The 17,632-nt window shown below is 75.1% G+C and carries 15 protein-coding genes; 9 read left to right on the top strand and 6 right to left on the bottom strand.

Annotation, left to right across the window (positions count from 1 at the left end):
- Positions 1 to 110 precede the first annotated feature (110 nt).
- The gene (locus AMIR_RS19760) at positions 111 to 530 is read left to right on the top strand and encodes an SPW repeat domain-containing protein (protein WP_015802720.1); all 420 of its coding nucleotides are present in this window, start codon (positions 111 to 113) and stop codon (positions 528 to 530) included.
- A 186-nt stretch (positions 531 to 716) separates the two neighbouring features.
- Here the strand turns inward: AMIR_RS19760 and AMIR_RS19755 are convergent, their stop codons facing one another.
- The 3 genes from AMIR_RS19755 to AMIR_RS19745 form a co-directional block, all read right to left on the bottom strand.
- Positions 717 to 1,097, bottom strand: coding sequence for a hypothetical protein (locus AMIR_RS19755; RefSeq protein WP_015802719.1), 381 nt, complete (start codon positions 1,095 to 1,097; stop codon positions 717 to 719).
- 79 nt (positions 1,098 to 1,176) lie between these two features.
- Entirely contained in the window at positions 1,177 to 1,413 is a 237-nt protein-coding gene (locus AMIR_RS19750; protein WP_143760802.1) for a hypothetical protein, read from the bottom strand.
- 92 nt (positions 1,414 to 1,505) lie between these two features.
- Complete coding sequence (locus AMIR_RS19745; protein WP_015802718.1) at positions 1,506 to 2,552, bottom strand: NAD(P)-dependent alcohol dehydrogenase; 1,047 nt, start codon at positions 2,550 to 2,552, stop codon at positions 1,506 to 1,508.
- 558 nt (positions 2,553 to 3,110) lie between these two features.
- On the opposite strand from AMIR_RS19745, the gene AMIR_RS19740 reads away from it, so the two are divergent.
- Positions 3,111 to 4,055 carry a helix-turn-helix transcriptional regulator gene (locus tag AMIR_RS19740; protein WP_015802717.1) on the top strand — a complete coding sequence of 315 codons (945 nt, stop codon included), beginning with the start codon at positions 3,111 to 3,113 and terminating at the stop codon, positions 4,053 to 4,055.
- A gap of 369 nt (positions 4,056 to 4,424) precedes the next feature.
- Here the strand turns inward: AMIR_RS19740 and bla are convergent, their stop codons facing one another.
- A complete protein-coding gene (bla, locus tag AMIR_RS19735; RefSeq protein WP_015802716.1) occupies positions 4,425 to 5,372 on the bottom strand; it encodes a class A beta-lactamase in 948 nt (315 codons plus the stop codon).
- Positions 5,373 to 5,484: 112 nt separating this feature from the next.
- On the opposite strand from bla, the gene AMIR_RS19730 reads away from it, so the two are divergent.
- The 4 genes from AMIR_RS19730 to AMIR_RS19715 all read left to right on the top strand — a co-directional run bounded on the left by AMIR_RS19730 (position 5,485) and on the right by AMIR_RS19715 (position 10,035).
- Positions 5,485 to 6,351, top strand: a complete 867-nt coding sequence (locus tag AMIR_RS19730; protein ID WP_015802715.1) for a LysR family transcriptional regulator — start codon at positions 5,485 to 5,487, stop codon at positions 6,349 to 6,351.
- Complete coding sequence (locus AMIR_RS19725) at positions 6,348 to 7,250, top strand: serine hydrolase (protein ID WP_041836883.1); 903 nt, start codon at positions 6,348 to 6,350, stop codon at positions 7,248 to 7,250. Before AMIR_RS19730 ends, AMIR_RS19725 begins: the two co-directional genes overlap by 4 nt.
- Before the next feature lie 76 nt (positions 7,251 to 7,326).
- Positions 7,327 to 8,598: an extracellular catalytic domain type 1 short-chain-length polyhydroxyalkanoate depolymerase gene (locus AMIR_RS19720; RefSeq protein WP_015802713.1), complete on the top strand. Its 1,272-nt coding sequence runs from the start codon at positions 7,327 to 7,329 to the stop codon at positions 8,596 to 8,598.
- Between the two features lie 339 nt (positions 8,599 to 8,937).
- Positions 8,938 to 10,035: a pectate lyase family protein gene (locus tag AMIR_RS19715; protein WP_015802712.1), complete on the top strand. Its 1,098-nt coding sequence runs from the start codon at positions 8,938 to 8,940 to the stop codon at positions 10,033 to 10,035.
- A 324-nt stretch (positions 10,036 to 10,359) separates the two neighbouring features.
- On the opposite strand, the gene AMIR_RS19710 is transcribed toward AMIR_RS19715, so the two are convergent.
- Together AMIR_RS19710 and AMIR_RS19705 are read right to left on the bottom strand one after the other, a co-directional pair.
- Entirely contained in the window at positions 10,360 to 11,163 is an 804-nt protein-coding gene (locus AMIR_RS19710; protein WP_084799233.1) for a Crp/Fnr family transcriptional regulator, read from the bottom strand.
- Positions 11,164 to 11,543: 380 nt separating this feature from the next.
- Positions 11,544 to 12,362, bottom strand: coding sequence for a coiled-coil domain-containing protein (locus tag AMIR_RS19705; protein ID WP_015802710.1), 819 nt, complete (start codon positions 12,360 to 12,362; stop codon positions 11,544 to 11,546).
- A 267-nt stretch (positions 12,363 to 12,629) separates the two neighbouring features.
- On the opposite strand from AMIR_RS19705, the gene AMIR_RS19700 reads away from it, so the two are divergent.
- The 3 genes from AMIR_RS19700 to AMIR_RS19690 all read left to right on the top strand — a co-directional run bounded on the left by AMIR_RS19700 (position 12,630) and on the right by AMIR_RS19690 (position 17,550).
- Positions 12,630 to 13,037: an ATP-binding protein gene (locus AMIR_RS19700; protein ID WP_015802709.1), complete on the top strand. Its 408-nt coding sequence runs from the start codon at positions 12,630 to 12,632 to the stop codon at positions 13,035 to 13,037.
- An 89-nt stretch (positions 13,038 to 13,126) separates the two neighbouring features.
- A complete protein-coding gene (locus tag AMIR_RS19695; RefSeq protein WP_015802708.1) occupies positions 13,127 to 17,239 on the top strand; it encodes a SpoIIE family protein phosphatase in 4,113 nt (1,370 codons plus the stop codon).
- The gene (locus tag AMIR_RS19690; RefSeq protein WP_015802707.1) at positions 17,236 to 17,550 is read left to right on the top strand and encodes an STAS domain-containing protein; all 315 of its coding nucleotides are present in this window, start codon (positions 17,236 to 17,238) and stop codon (positions 17,548 to 17,550) included. Before AMIR_RS19695 ends, AMIR_RS19690 begins: the two co-directional genes overlap by 4 nt.
- Positions 17,551 to 17,632: the final 82 nt, after the last annotated feature.

Raw genomic sequence — 17,632 nt, 5'->3', positions numbered from 1 at the left:
CATTCGGCCCCGTCCGGGGCGGTCCTGCTGGTACACAGTGGACTCTGGCGGGCCTTCGCGCTCTCCCCCTCCCCCAGGCCGCCAGGTCCCCACCTCGCAAGGAGCTGTTCGTGGAGCCCATCGGGTCCATCCCCCTGCCCGCAGCCGTGCCGACGCCCGAGCACGCGTCGGCCCCGCTGGGGGCCAAGTTCGCCGTGGCCGCGTTCGGCCTCGGTCTGTGGCTGATCACCTCGCCGTTCCTGCTCGGCTTCGGCGTCACCTCCACCCGTCTCGGCGGGTGGAACAACGCGATGCTGGTCGGCGCGGTCGTGCTGGTCGTCGCGCTGGGGGGCATGATGGCCCCGGCCGACACCCCCTGGTTCGGCCACGTGCTGGCGCTGCTGGGCGCGTGGGTCGCGGTGTGCCCGCTGGTGCTGGGCTACCACGAGAAGATCGACCCGGCCCGCGCGCTGCTCAACCACGCCGTCTCCGGCGCGGCCCTGCTCGCGGTCGGTGTCGGGGCGGTGCTCGCGATGCGCCGCCGCCGCTGAGCGCTTCCCGTTGTGGCGCAAGGCGCACCGGGGTGGGCGCGGAGGTGTGCTTGATCGAGCCAGTGGTCCGCGTCACGGCGCGGAGCGTCCGCGGGCGGCCGGAGTGCCGCCGCCCCAACGCCTCCGCGCCGCCGGGCGACCGCGCGGGGTGACTCCCGCGCCCGGCCCCGCGAGCTGTGCGTCCCGTCACGGCAGCGGTCTGCCTGCCGGGATCGCGCCGCCGCCGTCCAGGACCCGCGACAGCGCCGCGCGCGAGTCGTCGTGGTCGACCGCGCCGTCCGCCTCCAGGCGCCAGCCGGAGACCGGCCGCAGCGCGCCGCCTTGGTCCTGGGCGACCGCGACCAGCCCGGCGCGCAGCGCGAACGCCCGCCCGGCCCCGTCGAGTCCGTGGTGATGCCGATCGGCACGACCTGCCGCGCTCGTGCTTGCGGGCAGCTCCAGCAGCGGGTTCGGCCGGTCGAAGGCGTGGCCACCGAGTGCGAGCGCGTCCGGGAACGGGCTGCCGAGCGCGGTGGTGGGCAGCGGTTCCGCGGCGGGCACGACGTCGTCGACGACGAACGTTGGCATGTCCCGAAGGTAATGCGCAACGTTGCCACGCGCGCCCGATTTGATTCAGCCCGCCCGCTTCAGCCGCGAGGCGCCCCGCTCACCGCCGCTCCCTCCGCCGCTTCGCCCGCTGCGACAGCGCGACGAGCACCCCCACCCCGGCCAGCACGACCGCGAGCGCGGTCAGCAGCACCGGCAGCCCCGGACGCTCGGCCGCCGCCGACCGCCAGGCCAGCGACAACCCCAGCCGCGCCGCCACCACCCCCACCACGACCAGCACGGCCACCCCTACGATCAGCGCGATCCGCCGCTCCACCCGGCACCCCCTCGTCCCCACGAGCCCGCCTCGTCTCCTCAGGAGTACCCACGAACGCCACCGGCCGCACGGGCGTCGGGCCCGTGCGGCCGGTGGGGGAGCAGGGGGTCCGGTCAGCCCGCCAGCGTGGAGTTGTCGATCACGAACCGGTAGCGCACGTCGGAGTTCATGACCCGCTCGTACGCCTCGTTGATCTTGCTGGCCGGGATCACCTCGACCTCCGCGCCGATGCCGCGCTCGGCGCAGAAGTCCAGCATCTCCTGCGTCTCCGCGATGCCGCCGATCATCGAGCCCGCGAAGCTGCTGCGGTTGTTCAGCAGCGTGAAGACGTTGACCTCCAGCGGCTCCGGCGGCGCGCCCACGTTCACCAGCGCGCCGCCCACGGCCAGCAGCTTCAGGTAGGCGTTGACGTCGATCTTCGCGCTGACCGTGTTCAGGACCAGGTCGAACCGGCCCGCCAGCTCCTTGAAGGTCTCCGGGTCGGAGGTCGCGTAGTAGTGGTCCGCGCCCAGGCGCAGCCCGTCCTCCTGCTTCTTGAGCGACTGCGACAGCACGGTGACCTCCGCGCCCATCGCGTGCGCCAGCTTCACGCCCATGTGGCCGAGCCCGCCGAGGCCGACCACGGCGACCTTCTTGCCCTCGCCGACGCCCCAGTGGCGCAGCGGCGAGTAGGTGGTGATGCCCGCGCACAGCAGCGGCGCGGCGGCGGCCAGGTCCACGCCCTCCGGGATGCGCAGCACGAAGTCCTCGTCCACGACCACGGCGCTGGTGTACCCGCCCTGGGTGGTGGTGCCGTCGCGGTCGGTGGCGTTGTACGTCCCGATGTTGCCCTGGACGCAGTACTGCTCCTCGCCCTTGAGGCAGTTCACGCACTCGCGGCAGGAGTTGACCATGCAGCCGACGCCGACCCGGTCACCGACGGCGTGCCTGGTCACCTCGGAGCCGACCTCGGTGACGATGCCCGCGATCTCGTGGCCGGGCGCCAGCGGGTACTCGATCCCGCCCCACTCGCCGCGCACGGTGTGGATGTCGGAGTGGCAGATGCCGCAGTACTTGATGTCGATGAGCACGTCCCGCGGACCCACGTCGCGGCGCTCGAACGTGGTCGGGACCAGCGGCTCGGTCGCGGACGGGGCTGCGTATGCGTTGACGGTGAGCACGTCTCTCCAGTACCGGTCGTTCACGTCTGTGCGGGCGCGGGCGGACTGCCCGAACCCGGTGGCGCGTCGCGGGGCGCCCGCCGGGATGCCTCCCGGCCGTCCACGTGGGACGTCCCACGCGAACACCCCGCCGTTGCCGCCACGGTGTCACCGTGCGCCCGCGCGTGGCAGGCCGCACGGTGCGGGGGAGTGGCACACCCCCTCTGACCGGGTTTCACCGGCGCGCGGCGGTGAAACCTCCCAGCCGCCCGCCCCGGACCACAGGGACGTCAGGCCGTCACCCGCCAGTGGGACCGCCAGCAGGGCGGGCAGGCCCGCGCGCGGGGAGAGCGGCAGCGCCGCGCTCGCGATGCCGCGCGACCGGGCCGCCGCGCCGGGCGGGCCGGTTCCGCGCCACCACGGCGGCCATCCTGCCTGCCCTGCCCCCAGCACCCGTTCGACCGGCGCCGCGCGCTCGACCGCGACACCCGCGCGTCCCTCTCGTCCACCGGTGCAGGGGTGTGACACGGCCCCCCAGAAGTGGCACGCGCCCGCACCGACGGGGGGACAATCCGAGGCATGGTGGACGAGCGGCAGGGCGGGACGGAGCTGGGGCGGTACCTGCGGGCGCGTCGGGCCCAGATCGGGCCCGAGGAGGTCGGGCTGGTCGCCGGGCCGGGGCTCCGCCGCACGCCTGGGCTGCGGCGGGAGGAGCTGTCCGCGCTGGCGGGCATCAGCATCGACTACTACACCCGGCTGGAGCGCGGCCGTGAGCGCAGGCCCAGCCCGGCCGTGGTGGACGCGCTCGCCCGCGCGCTCAAGCTGGTCCCCGACGAGGTCGCCCACCTGCGCGAGCTGGTCGAGCGCGCCGCCCGCAGCGCGGGCACGCCCGCCAGGGCGCCCAGCCGCTCGGTGCGCCCCGGCGTGAAGCTGATCCTGGAGTCGCTGCGGCCCAACCCGGCGTACGTGGTCAGCCGGGTCGACGACGTCCTCGCCGCCAACCCCGGCGGCACGCGGCTGTTCGCGGGCATCGACGACTGGCCCGCCAAGCAGCGCAACCTCGTGCGCTACCTGCTGCTGCACCCCATGGCCCGCGAGGTCATGCCGGAGCGCGACCGGTTCATCAGCGGGTGCGTCGCCGGGCTGAGGGCGCTCGCCGGCACCGACCCGGACGCGCCCGACCTGGCCCGCCTGCTCGGCGAGCTGCTGGTCAAGAGCCCGGAGTTCGCCCGGTTGTGGGAGCGCTACGACGTGCGGCGGAAGGTGTCGAACGGGCGCAAGGTGTTCCGGCACCCCGACGTCGGGGAGATCCACCTCGGCTACCAGATGATGTCCCTCGACGGCGCGCCCGACCAGAAGCTCGTGGTGTACTTCGCCGAACCGGGCTCGCCCGAGCACGACGCGCTGGTGCTGCTCGACATGCTCGGCGCGGCCCGCGAGGCGGAGGTGGCGGCCGAGGACTGCGCCGAGGCCGAGCAGGTGGACGACGTCGACCAGGTGGGGCGACGGGACAGCCCGGCCTGACCTGCGCGGATCGGTCGCGGATCAGTCGCGCGACCGCGCGGCGCACCGGTGAGCCGGGCCCGCGCACGCCGAACGCGCCCGCGCCCCACGTGACGGTCGCGAAGAACAGCAGCTCACCGGACCAGGTGAGCCGGAAACCGGCCGACCCGACCCACGCGGCGACGTCGTCCGCGCCGGCGGGGAGCGGTGGCAGCAGCGCCGGCAGGGCCGGCGCCGCACCCGCCAGGAGCGATCCCACGACCCACAGCCAGGCGAACGCCGCGCCGCCGCGACCCCGGCCGTCGGTGGGCTGCTGGACGGCGGGGAGCGGGACCCCGGTCACACGCCCCAGCCTAGGGGAGCGTGATCATCCCGGTGCCCCGGTTCCCGCTAGTCCAGCAGCTCGACCACCGCGCGCGTCGCCTCCGCGAGCAGCGCGTCGTCGTGCTCCGCGTCCGCGGTCGCCTTGCCGGACAGCACCGCCAGCACGATCGGCGCGCGGTCCGGCGGCCACAGCACGGCGATGTCGTTGCGCCCGCCGTACCTGGCCGACCCGGTCTTGTCCGCCACCACCCACCCACGGGGGACACCCGCGCGGATCGCCTCGTCACCGGTGGTGTTCGCGCGCATCGTCGACACCAGCAGCTCGCGCCGGTCGTCGGCGAGCACGTCGGCGTCCACCGCGTACCGCCGCAGGTCCGCGGCCAGCGCCTCCGGCGTGCTGGTGTCACGGGGGTCGCCGGGGACGGCCTCGTTCAGCTCGGTCTCCACCCGCGCGGGCGAGGTGGTGGTGTCGCCGATCGCGCGCAGCGCCCGCTCGAACGCGGCGGGGCCACCGGCCAGGCCCGCGTCGCCGCCCAGCTCGCGCAGCAGCAGGTTGCCCGCCGTGTTGTCGCTGTGGCGGACCGCCGCGTCGGCCACCTCGCGCAGCGTCATCCCGGTGTCCACCTTGCCCTCCGTGATGGGGGAGTAGGTGACCAGCTCCTCCCCGGTGAACGTGATCCGCTCGTCCAGGTCGGCGACCGAGCGCTCCGCGAGCAGCGCGCCGAAGGCGAGCGCCTTGAACGTGGACGCGTAGGCGAACCGCTCGTCCGCCCGGTGCGCGACCACGCGCCCGCTGCCGGTGTCCAGCGCGTACACCCCGAGCCGGGCGTCGAACCGCTGCTCCAGCGCGGCGAACGCGGGCGAGCCGAGCGGCGCCGCGGTCCGCGAGGTCGCGGTCGTGGTGGCGGTCTGCGCGACGCCCGCCTGCGCGGGCGGTGCGGCCTGCCCGCAGCCCGCGACCAGCGCGAACAGCAGCGCCGCCATCCCGGCGCGGTGTGCCCTGGTGGTCAACACGCGAGTTCCTCCCCGTGATCGGTGACTTCCCCGGCCAGTCTCGACCCGGCCCCACCATGCGGTCCAAGACGAAAACCGACGGTTCCATGCGCAAAGCGCATAAGCTGCGGTCGTGGACCTGGTCGGAGCCTGCCTGGCGTTCGTGTCCGTGGCCGAGCGCGGCAGCTTCACCCTCGGCGCGTCGGCGGCGGGCGTGCCGCAGCCGGTGGCCAGCCGCCGCGTCGCCGCGCTGGAGGCGCACCTGGGGGAGCGGTTGTTCGACCGGGGCGCCCGCAGGGCCGTGCTCACCCCGTTCGGCCGGGACGTCCTGCCCGCCGCGCAGCACCTGGTCCGCCTGGCCGAGGCGCTGGAGCAGCGGGCCAGGCAGGCCAGGCGCAGACCGCTGCCGCTGGCCGTCCCCGACTGGTGCCCGGCCCGCGACCTGGCGCACCTGGCCGCGCGGGCGCAGGCCGACGGGCTGACCCTGGAGCTGCGCCGCGCCGGCCCCGCCGAGCGCGCGGCGCTGGCCCGCACCGGCGAGGTCCGGGCCGCGATCACCGCCGTGCCGCCGGGCGGGGGCGACTGGGTGGTGCCGCTGGGCGTGGCCGCCGCCGTGCCGCCCGCCGAGCACACCACCTACCTGGACACCCTGCGCGTGGGCCGCTCCGGCGGCGCGGCCCGGCGGGTGCTGCTCCAGCCGGAGGACGACGTGCCGCACGTGCGCGACCCGCTGCTGCGGCTGCGCGACGCCCTCGGCCTGCGCCCCGGCCAGGTCGTGGTGGCCGACTCGCTGGTGGGCGCGGTCGCCGACGTGCTCGGCTCCGCCGACCTGCTGCTCTGCTCACCCGCCCAGGCCGACGACCTCGGCCTGCACTGGCGACCGCTCGGCGAGGCCGAACCGGCGCGCGGGTACGCCGTCGAGGCGGTCAGGGCGGACGACGCGGAGCGGGTGCGCGCGCTCGGCCGCGACCTGGCCCGCTGCCTGGGGGCGTCCGCGTGAGGCCGGAGCGGGTGGTGGCGGAGCTGCGCCGGGAGCTGGCGGACGCCGGGTTGGACGGCTCGTTCCTGGTGCGGGACCTGCGCACCGGGCAGGAGATCGCGATCGAACCGGACGTCGAGTGGCCGATGGCGTCCCTGGTGAAGGTGCCGCTGGCCGTGGCGACCCTGGAGCGGGTGCGGCGCGGCGAGCTGGACGGCGCGACCAGGGTCGAGGTGCGCCCGGCTCCGGACGCGCCACCCGGCTCGCCCGGCCTGTCCTGGTTCCGCCACCCGGTGGAGGTGGCGGTGGACGACCTGCTGTACCTGGGCGTGGCGATCAGCGACAGCCGGGCCGCCGGCGCGCTGTTCGCCCTCACCCCGCCGCCGCGGGTGAACGCCCTGCTGCGCGAGCTGGGCGTGCGCGGGCTGGCCGTGCGGCACGACCTGGACCCGCTGACCGACACCCCGGTCGAGCGCTTCGAACCGGCCGAGGTGCACCTGGCGCACTCGCTGGCGGCGACCGCGGGCACGCCCGGCCGGGGGCACCCGGTGGCGCAGCTGGACGTGACGCGCGCGAACGCCGGGTCGGCGCGGGCCTTCGCCGACCTGCTCCAGGCGCTGTGGCGGCCGTCGGGGGTCCCGGAGGAGGTGGCGGCGCGGGTGCGGGAGCTGATGTCGCTGAACGTGCTGCGGCAGCGGCTGGCCCCGGACTTCACCTCGGACGCGACCCGGTGGTCGTCCAAGACCGGCACGCTGCTGACGCTGCGCCACGAGGTGGGCGTGGTGGAGCACGACGACGGGCAGGCGTTCGCGGTGGCCGCCCTGACCGGCTCGACCGTGCCCGCCGCCGCGCAACCGGGGGCCGAGGCGGTGATGGGCCGGGTGGCGCGCAGGCTGCGGGACTGCCTGCGCCTGCGCTGACCCCGCGCAACTTCTGCGCAAACCGTTGTCGGACAACGAGTTCCGCGCACATGGTTGGCGGGTGAAAACTGTCGGGATGCTCGTGGCGGCTCTCGTCGCCCTGCTCACGTTCGTCGCGGCGCCGCAGGCCAGGGCGGCGTCGCTGGTCGAGGTCACCGGGTTCGGCGCCAACCCCAGCGGCCTGCGGATGCACCTCTACGTCCCCGATCGGGTGGCGAGCAGACCCGCCGTGCTGCTCGCCGTCCACTACTGCACCGGCTCCGGGCCGGCGTTCCACTCCGGCACCGAGTACGCGCGCCTGGCCGACCAGCACGGCTTCGTGGTGATCTACCCGTCGGCCACCCGCAGCGGCAACTGCTTCGACGTGTCCTCGCCGCAGGCGCTGCGGCGCGACGGCGGCAGCGACCCGGTCGGGCTGATGTCGATGGTGCGCCACACCCTGCAGCGCTACAACGGCGACCCGGCGCGGGTGTTCGTCACCGGCACCTCGTCCGGGGCGATGATGACCAACGTCATGCTCGCCAACTACCCGGACGTGTTCGCGGCGGGCGCCCCGTTCGCGGGCGTCCCGGACGGGTGCTTCGCCACGACGGACGGGTCGCTGTGGAACAGCGCCTGCGCGAACGGCACCGTGCTCAAGACCCCGGCGCAGTGGGGCGACATCGCCCGCTCGGCGTACCCCGGCTACACCGGGCCGAGGCCGAGGGTGCAGACCTGGCACGGCACGCAGGACGACACGCTGCGGTACCCGAACTTCGGCGAGCAGATCGACCAGTGGACCAACGTCCACGGCCTGTCCACCACCCCCACCTCCACCGACTACCCGCAGCCGAACTGGACCCGCACCCGCTACGGCGACAAGGTGGAGGCCATCTCGCTGCAGGGCGTCGGGCACAACCTGATGGCGTCGGGGATGGGGCAGCGCGTGATCGAGTTCTTCGGCCTGGACACCCCCGGCCAGAACCCCACCACGACCACGACGACCACCACCACGACCACCACTACGACGACCACGCCCCCGAACCCGAGCGGCGCCTGCCGGGTCGGCTACTCGGTGAACGCCTGGAACACCGGCCTCACCGCGAGCATCACGATCACCAACACCGGCAGCGGCGCGGTGGACGGCTGGACCCTCGCCTTCACCCTGCCGTCCGGGCAGCGCGTGACGTCCGGCTGGAACGCCACGTTCACCTCGTCCGGCAGCGCGGTGACCGCCACGAACGCCTCCTACAACGGCGCCCTGGCGCCCGGCGCGTCCACCACGCTCGGCCTCCAGGCCACCCACACCGGCGACTCCGGGAAACCGAACGCGTTCACCCTCAACGGAGCCGCCTGCACCACCACCTGACCCGAGCCCCCACGAGACCGGGACCGCGTCGGCACCCCAGCCGACGCGGTCCCGTCGTGTCGGGGAAACCCGTTTCCGACGCCGCCGCCGCCGTTCGGAGTTCACGTACCAGAACGAGGAGTTCAGATACGTGACCAGCCGCAGGAATCGTTCCCCGTACCCCGCTGTCCGCATTCGTGAATGAACGCCGCCCCGGATTGACACGATCAAGACCCGCCTCTAGCTTCGGGGCAAGCGCTTTCCGACACGTGTCGACTGATTCTTCCCAAGGCCGGGGCAACGCCGCCCCCGGTCGATCGCCGCTGAACCGTCCCATCCTTCGACGACGCAGGAGATGGAATGAAGCGATCAGTCGTCCGGCGAATCCCCGCGGTCGTGGCCGCGCTGCTCGTCTCGACCACCGCGGGCGCCGCCCTCACCGCCGGGTCGGCCTCCGCCGCGGGCGCCGCGACCGGGTACGCCTCCGCCAACGGCGGCACCACCGGCGGCCAGGGCGGGGCGACGGTCCGGGCCACCACGGGCACCCAGATCCACCAGGCGCTGTGCGGCCGGGCCGGCACGAGCACCCCCATCACCATCGAGGTGCAGGGGACCATCAACCACGGCAACACCAGCAAGGTCTCCGGAAGCTGCGACACCGCCGCCGGGGTCATCGAGCTCAAGAAGATCAGCAACGTCACGATCATCGGCGTCGGCTCCGGCGCGGTGTTCGACCAGATCGGCATCCACATCCGCGAATCCCGCAACATCATCATCCGGAACGTGACGATCCAGAACGTCAAGAAGTCCGGATCGCCCACGTCCAACGGCGGCGACGCCATCGGCATGGAGCGGGACGTGCGCAACGTGTGGGTCGACCACGTCAACCTGATCGCCTCGGGCGGCGAGTCGGCGGGGTACGACGGGCTTTTCGACATGAAGGACAACACCCAGTATGTGACCCTGTCCTACAGCACCCTGCGCAATTCCGGTCGCGGCGGTCTGGTCGGTTCCAGCGAGAGCGACCGCTCGAACAGCTTCATCACCTACCACCACAACCTGTACCAGAACATCGACTCCCGGACCCCGCTGCTGCGCGGCGGCACGGCGCACATGTACAACAACAACTACGTGAGCCTGAACGAGTCCGGCATCAACTCGCGCGCGGGCGCGAAGGCCAAGGTCGAGAACAACTACTTCAAGAACTCCCGCGACGCCCTCGGCACCTTCTACACCGACGAGGCGGGCTACTGGCAGGTCAGCGGGAACACGTTCGACAACGTCACCTGGTCCACCCCGGACGACGAGACCAACCCGGCGGGGCCGAACCCGCAGTCCACCACCTCGGTCACCGTGCCCTACAGCTACCGGCTCGACCAGACGAGCTGCGTGCCGACCATCGTCGCCCGCACGGCGGGGGCCAACACGGGCCTGAAGGAGTCGGACGGCTCCTGCTGACCGGAACCGGAAACGGCGGAGCCTGACGCGGCAGTCGTGCCGGGGCGCGGTCCCACCCGCGCCCCGGCACGACACCCCCAGACGCCGTGCGGAGCGGGCGCCGCGCACGCGTCCCCCCGACGCCCCGCGCGGTCCCCCCGGATCCGCCGCCAGCCCCCCGGTGACGGCTAAACCCGCTCCGCTTCCCCCCGTTGTTCCCCCTCCGGCCCAACACGACCAAGCCTGACCCACCGGGGGCGGGCGTTCTGTCCAGAACTGGACGCACGGCGAAAATTTCCGACGGCGAGCCCAAGACCCCAGGTCAGGACCGGGAAGCGGGGGAGCTCACCCGGACTCGCCCGGCCGCGAGGCGATCAGCGCCGCCAGGTCCACCACCTGGAGCACGCCCCGCGCGATCCGCACCAGCCCGGCCGCCTTCCACTCCGCCAGCACCGGCGTCACCGCCGACCGCGCCAGCCCCAGCGCCGCCGCCAGCTCCTCCTGCGACATCGGGATCGTGGTCGCCGACGGGTGCTCCGGCCCCGCCGCGCCGACGAGCTTCACCAGCAGGTCGGTCAGCTGGTCGGCGGCCGTGCGGTGCGCGACCCGCCAGGTGTGCGTGAAGCTCTCCCGGAACTTGCCCATCACGTAGTTCCGCAGCGCGGGCTCGACCCCGCACCGCCCCACCAGCGCGTCGAACCGCTCGGCCGACAGCCGCGACGTCGCCCCGCGCTCGATGGCCTGCACGGTCGCCGACCGGGGCCGCTTGTCCTGCGCCGCGAACTCGCCCAGCACGTCACCGGGCCCGCGCACGGCGAGCAGGATCTCCCGCCCGTCCGGCTCGGAGTAGACCACCTTCACCCGGCCCGCCACGCACAGCAGCACCACCTCGCCGGGGTCGCCCTGCAGCAGCAGGCGCTGCCTGCTCTCGTGCGGGGTCAGCGCGCCCTCGGCGACCAGCAGGTCCCACTGGCCCCGCGAGAGCAGCGCCCGGAAACCCCGCTGCCCCACCGGTTCGCGCCCGGCCTCCCGCGCGCCGGGCACCCGGACGGGCCCGCTCCCGCCGGGGGAGCGCGGCCTGGGCACCCGCCCGTCCGGCGAGCCGACGGCCTGCCCCGGTTCGGGCTCGCGCCCACCACGCTCGGTCATCGCCGCACCGCCCAACCGGTCCCGCGCGGCGCCCGTCGCCACGTGGCGGTCCCCCCGGTGCCGCACCGCCCGCCGCCACCCGGACCAGCGGCCCCCAGCGCGGCGCGCGCGCCGTTCCGACCGGCGCCCGAGCGCAGGTGGAAACCCTCGCACATGGGTAGGGGAGCCTACCCGCAGAACCGCTCGCACCGCGATCGGCCACCACGCGCAGGCTCCCCCGCCACACCGCTCACCGCGCCCCTGGAGGCGCTCCCGCCCGCACCCGGCGGTCGGCGACCACCGGGCGCGCGCTCACCCCGCGTCGACCCACGCGCGGGCCGACGCGCCGCCGCCCGACCCCACCTGACCCCGGTGTCAGAGCGCGGTGTCAGAGCGCGGTGTCAGACCGCGACCAGGTGCGGGACCTGCGGCTCCTGCTCCTCCGGCAGCGGCTCCAGCCCGTCCTGCGCGTCGCTCAGCATCCGCTGCGCCACGAGCAGCTGCTCGGCCACCCGCTGCCGCCCGGCCTTGAGCTCCGCGACCCGCCGCTCCGCCTCGGCCACGATGGCCGCGGCGTGCTCGGCGGCCTCGGCGACCAGCCGCTGGGCCTCCGCCTGGCTCTCCGCGTCCCGCCGGGCGAGGGCGGCCAGCGCCTCGCCCCGCCGGGCGCGCATCGCCTCGGTGAAGTCCGACTCGACCTGGGCGCGCAGCAGCGCCGACTGCTCGTCCAGCTCCCGCCGCTGCTCCGCCGCCTCGCGCGCCGCGACCTCGGCCTCCTCGCGGGTGATCCTGGTCGCGTCGTGCTGCTCGCCGACCAGCCGCTCCCACTGCTCCCGCAGGCTCGCCGCCGCCCGGTCCGCGTCCGCCCACGTGCGCTCGGCCGCCGCCCGAGCGCGCGCGGTGATCTCCTCGGCCTGCCGGTGGGCCAGCTCGACCCGCCTGCGCAGCCGCTCCTCCAGCGCCTCGACGTCCACCGGCGAACCGCTGATGCGGTCCACCTTCGCCCGCAGCTCCCGCACCTGCTCGCGGGCCTCCTCCAGCTGCCGGGCCAGGTCCTCCGAGCGCGCCACGGCGGCGTCCCGGTCGGCGGCCAGCAGCCGCGTCCCGGTCTCCGCCTCGCGCACGTAGCCCTGGACCTGCGCCCTGTCGTAGCCGCGCCATGCCCGGTCGAAGTCGACGCGCAGGGGGAGGAGTTCTTCGCGGACCTCGCCAGTCGTCACCGTGTCAGCTCCCCTCTTCAACTGTCGTGTGTCCCCGCTCACGGCGGGATGATCTCCAACGTCCTCCGGAGCACCCCGGTCACGCAAGGGGCGCAACCCGTGCAGCGCAAACCATAGCCGCTGCGACCTGGGCGGTTCCTCCTCTTCGGACGGCTGCTGAACCGGTGCAGCCAGTGGGGTGCGACACCCGGCCGGTTGCCCGCGCCCACCACCGGGTACCTCCGACGCACCGGCCCCCGAGGCCGACCGGGAAGGGGGTGGGACCTGGTGGTCCTGGACATCGGTTCCGAGGGCGCCGCGCGCCCGCTGTCGCTGGACCTCTCGCAGCGCACGCCGCCGCTGGCGCGCGTGCGGCGCTGGGCGGGCGAGGTGCTCGCGGGCCTGAACGACGAGCAGCTCGGCGACACGATGCTCGTGGTGACCGAGCTCGTCAGCAACGCGTTCGACCACGGCCGGGCGCCGCGCGCGCTGCGGCTGCACCGGCAGGGCGCGCCCTGGCTGGTGCGCGTGGAGGTGGACGACGCGTCCCCGTCGCTGCCGGTCATCGGCCGCTCCCGCCTCGGCGGCTACCGGGGCCGGGGGATGCTGATCGTGTCGAACCTGTGCCGGGGGTGGGGCGTCACCCACCGGTCGGGCGGCAAAACGGTGTGGGCCGAGATCGCCTGCGCGTCGTGACGGCCTGATCGGCCCGAGCGGCCCTATCCTGCCCCCGGTACGACGCGCCGGGCGCGCCCGGCGGGCACGCGACGGGGGTGCGGGCGGAGATGGCTCAGGCGGGGCTCGCGTTCCCCGGTGACGGCGAGATGGCGCGGCTGATGCGCGCCCACGCGTGGGCGGACGGCCCGCTCGGACCGGTCGACGACTGGCCCGCGAGCCTGCGCACGGCGGTGCGGATCTGCCTGACCTCGCGGTTCCCGATGATCCTGTGGTGGGGCCCCGAGCTGCGGTTCCTCTACAACGACGCCTACCTGCCGCTGCTCGGGGTCAACCACCCCGCGCTCGGCAAGCCGGGCGAGCGGGTGTGGTCGGAGATCTGGCACATCATCGGGCCGATGCTCCGCTCGGTGCTGGACACCGGCGAGGCGACCTGGTCCGAGGACCTGCTGCTGCCCATGCGCAGGCACGGGTACCTGGAGGAGACGTACTGGACGTACTCCTACAGCCCGCTGCACGACGACGACGGCGTGGTGCGCGGGGTGTTCACCGCCGTCAGCGACACCACCGAGCGGGTCGTGGGCGAGCGCAGGCTGGCGGTGCTGCACGACCTGGGCGCGCGGGCGGGCGACGCCCGCGACGTGGACGAGGCGTGCGCGCTGCTGGTGGACGCCCTCACCGGCCGGGACGTGCCGTACGCGGAGCTGCACCTGCGCGATGCCGGGGGCGGGCTGCGGCACGTCGCCGCCGGACCGGGGGAGCCGCCGCCCGAGGGGACCTGGCCGCTGCGCGGGGTGCTGGAGAGCGGGGCGCCCGCCGTCGTGGAGGACCTGCGCCTGCTCGACCCGCCGCTGCCCGCGGGCGACTGGCAGGCCCCGCCCCAGCGGGCGGCCGTGCTGCCGCTGCGAGGCGACGGGGACGAGCCGGTCGGGGTGGTGGTGCTCGCCGCCTGCGCGGGCCGCGAGCTGGACGAGCCGCACCGGGCGTTCCTGTCGCTGGTGGCCCGCCAGTGCGCGGCCGTGGTCAACGCCGCCCTCGCCTACCGGGCGCAGCAGCGGCGCGCCGAGGAGCTGGCCGAGCTGGACCGCGCCAAGACCGCGTTCTTCGCCAACATCAGCCACGAGTTCCGCACCCCGCTGACCCTGATCACCGGCCCGCTGCAGGAGCTGCGGGCGCGCGCCGGACCGGGCGAGCGGGCCGAGCTGGACGTGGTCCACCGCAACGCGCTGCGCCTGGGCAGGCTCGTCACCGCGCTGCTGGACTTCTCCCGCATCGAGGCCGGGCGGATGCGGGCCCGCTACGAACCCGTCGACCTGGCGGTGGTCACCGCCGAACTGGCCAGCACGTTCCGCTCGGCCGTGGAGAAGGCCGGTCTGGAGTTCCGCGTGGACTGCCCGCCGCTGGGCGTCCCGGTGCACCTGGACCGAGGCATGTGGGAGAACGTCGTGCTCAACCTGCTGTCCAACGCGCTCAAGTTCACCTTCGGCGGGGGCATCCGCGTCGAGGTGCACCGCGAGGGCGACAACGCGGTGGTGACCGTCGCCGACACCGGCGTCGGGGTGCCCGTGGACGAGCTGCCCCGGCTGTTCGAGCGGTTCCACCGCATCGAGAACACCAGGGCCAGATCGGCCGAGGGCAGCGGCATCGGGCTGGCGCTGGTGCGGGAGCTGGTGGGGCTGCACGGCGGCGAGATCAGCGCGGCGGGCGCGCCGGGCGGTGGCACGGCGTTCACCATCCGGCTGCCGCTGGGCACCGCGCACCTGCCCGCCGACGCGGTCGTCGCGGCGGTCGGCGGGCCCCGCGCGTCGGGGGCGGAGCCGTACCTGCAGGAGGCGCTGCGCTGGCTGCCCGACGACCGCGACCCCGCCGACGCCCCCGGCGCGGCCCCGCTGTCCCAGTCGCCGCTGCGCGCCCCCGAGTCCGCGCTGCCCGCGCGGGTCGTGGTCGCCGACGACAACGCCGACATGCGCGAGTACCTGACCAGGCTGCTGCGCTCGGCCGGGTACCGGGTGCGGGCCGTCGCGGACGGGCGGGCCGCGCTGGAGGAGGTGCGCGCCCGCACCCCGGACCTGGTGGTCACCGACGTGATGATGCCGCGCCTGGACGGCCTGGGCCTGGTCGCCGCGCTGCGCGCCGACCAGCGCACGGCGGGTGTTCCGGTGGTGCTGCTGTCGGCCCGCGCCGGGCAGGAGGCGTCGATCGAGGGGCTCGCGGCGGGCGCCGACGACTACCTGGTGAAGCCGTTCGCGGCGGCGGACCTGCTGGCGCGGGTGCGCGCGAACGTGGAGCTGGCCAGGCTGCGCGACCACCACGCCCGGTGGCGGGCGGCGCTGCTGGACTCGCTGCAGGAGGCGTTCTTCGTCTGCGACGAGACCGGCGCGGTCGTGGAGATCAACGCCGCGTTCACCACCGTGCTCGGCTACGGGCCCGAGGGGCTGCCGTACGGGCCGGTGTACCCGTGGTGGCCCACCGCCGAGGACGACCCGGAGGGGCACGCGCGGGTGGAGGAGGTGTTCACCGACCTGGTCGGGCCGGGCAGCGGCGCGCACACCGTCGTGCCGGTGGTGCACCGCGACGGGCACCGGCTGTGGGTGGCCGCCGCGTTCAACCGGGTCGAGGACCCCGACACCGGGGACCGGGTCGTGGTCGGCACGTTCCGGGACGTCACCGACGAGCACTACGCGGCGGTGCGGGAGGCGGCGGTCGCGGCGCTGAGCGTGCGGCTGTCCGAGGCGGACGGGGTGTCGGACGCGCTGGTCGGCGCGCTGGGGGAGCTGGACGGGCTGTGGCGGGCCGAGCGGGTCGTCGCGCTCGTCGGCGCGGGCGGCGAGGAGCTGCTGACCACCGAGCGGCTGCCCGAGGGCGAGGAGCCAGGGAGCCGGTGCCCGAACGCGGACCGCGCCCCGGTCGCGCCCGCCACCGCCGAGGCGCTGCGAGCCGCGCTGGACCGGCCGCCGCTGGTGGCGCACTCCGACGGTCCGGGGCTGGTCGGGATCACCCTGGAGCACCCGGCGGGGATGCTGGCGCTCCGCGTGGAGCTGGGCGGCAGCAGGCGGTTCGCGGCGCAGGACGAGGCGCTGCTGGTGCTGCTGGCCGGGCACCTCGGGCAGGCGCTGCACCGGCTGCACCACGTCGACGTGCAGCGGGAGACCGCGCTCGCGCTGCAGCGGGCGATCCTGGGCCCGCAGGAGCTGCCCGGCGGGTTCGCCGCCCGCTACGAGCCGGCCACCCGGCCGCTGGAGGTGGGCGGCGACTGGTACGACATCGTGCCGCTCGCGGGCGGGCGCACCGGCATCGTGGTCGGCGACTGCGTGGGCCACGGGCTGCACTCGGCGACCGCGATGGGGCAGCTGCGCAGCGCGTGCCGGGCGTTGCTGCTGCAGGACAGCGGTCCGGCGCAGACGCTCAGCGCGCTGGACCGGTTCGCGATGACCGTGCCGGGCGCGCGGTGCACCACGGTGTTCTGCGGCGTGCTGTCGCCGGACACCGGGCACCTGGTGTACGCCAGCGCCGGGCACCCGCCGGGGGTGCTGGCCAGACCGGGCGGCGGCGTGGAGCTGCTGGACGGCGGCCGGTCGCTGCCGCTGGCGGTCCAGCCGGACCGGCCGCGCACCGAGGCGTGGTGCGACGTGCCCGCGCGCGGCACGCTGCTGCTGTACACGGACGGGCTGGTGGAGCGGCGGCGGCAGTCGTTGGACGACGGGATCGAGCTGGCCGGTCGGGCGCTGCAGGAGGGCCGCGACGTGTCGGTGGAGGACCTGGCGGCGCACGTGATGTCCCGGCTGGCGCCCGCGGCCGGGTTCGAGGACGACGTGGCGGTCCTGCTGTACCGGCGGCCGGGCCCGCTGGTGGTGGAGTTCCCGGCGGACGCGCTGGAGCTGACGCGGGTGCGCGGCCTGCTGCGCGACTGGCTGGCCGCGTGCGGCGTCGGCCGGGGGCAGGCGCAGAACGTGCTGGTGGCGGCGGGGGAGGCGTGCGCGAACGCGGTGGAGCACGGCCACCGCGACCGGCCGGGCGGGCAGGTGGTGCTGCGGGCCAGCGCGACCGTGGAGCGGCTGCGCCTGGTCGTCGCGGACAGCGGCGCGTGGCGGGCCCCCGTCGCGGGCGGCGACCTGGCGCGCGGGCACGGCATCGGCCTCATGCGCGCCCTGGTGGACGAGGTGGCCGTGCGCCCCGGACCGGGCGGGACGGTCGTGGAACTGCGGACGAGGATCACCCCATGAACCCCGAGCTGACCCTGGCCACCACCAGCCGCGCGGACGGCGCGGTGGTGCTCACCGTGGCGGGAGAGATCGACATGGCCAACGCCGCGCGGTTCACCGGGGCGCTCGCGGAGGCGGTGCGCGGGGCGCCGCTGGGGTGTGGACCGGTGGTGGTCGACCTGCTGGGGGTGGGGTACCTGGACAGCGCGGCGCTGAGCGGGCTGTTCGCGCACGCGGAGCGGGTGGAGGTGGTGGCGGGGGAGCTGCTGGAGGCGGTGCTGACGGTGTCGGGGTTGGCGGCGATCACGTCGGTGCGGATCCTGGGGGAATGAGCGGAAAACCGGATCACCGCATTCCTGCGGCGGGTCGGAGCATTCGCGAGAAATGGGGATTCCCCAGGTCGGATATGTTTTT

The sequence above is a fragment of the Actinosynnema mirum DSM 43827 genome (genome assembly GCF_000023245.1).
GTDB classification, from domain to species: Bacteria; Actinomycetota; Actinomycetes; order Mycobacteriales; family Pseudonocardiaceae; genus Actinosynnema; species Actinosynnema mirum.
This window is presented reverse-complemented; position numbering and strand designations above follow the sequence as displayed.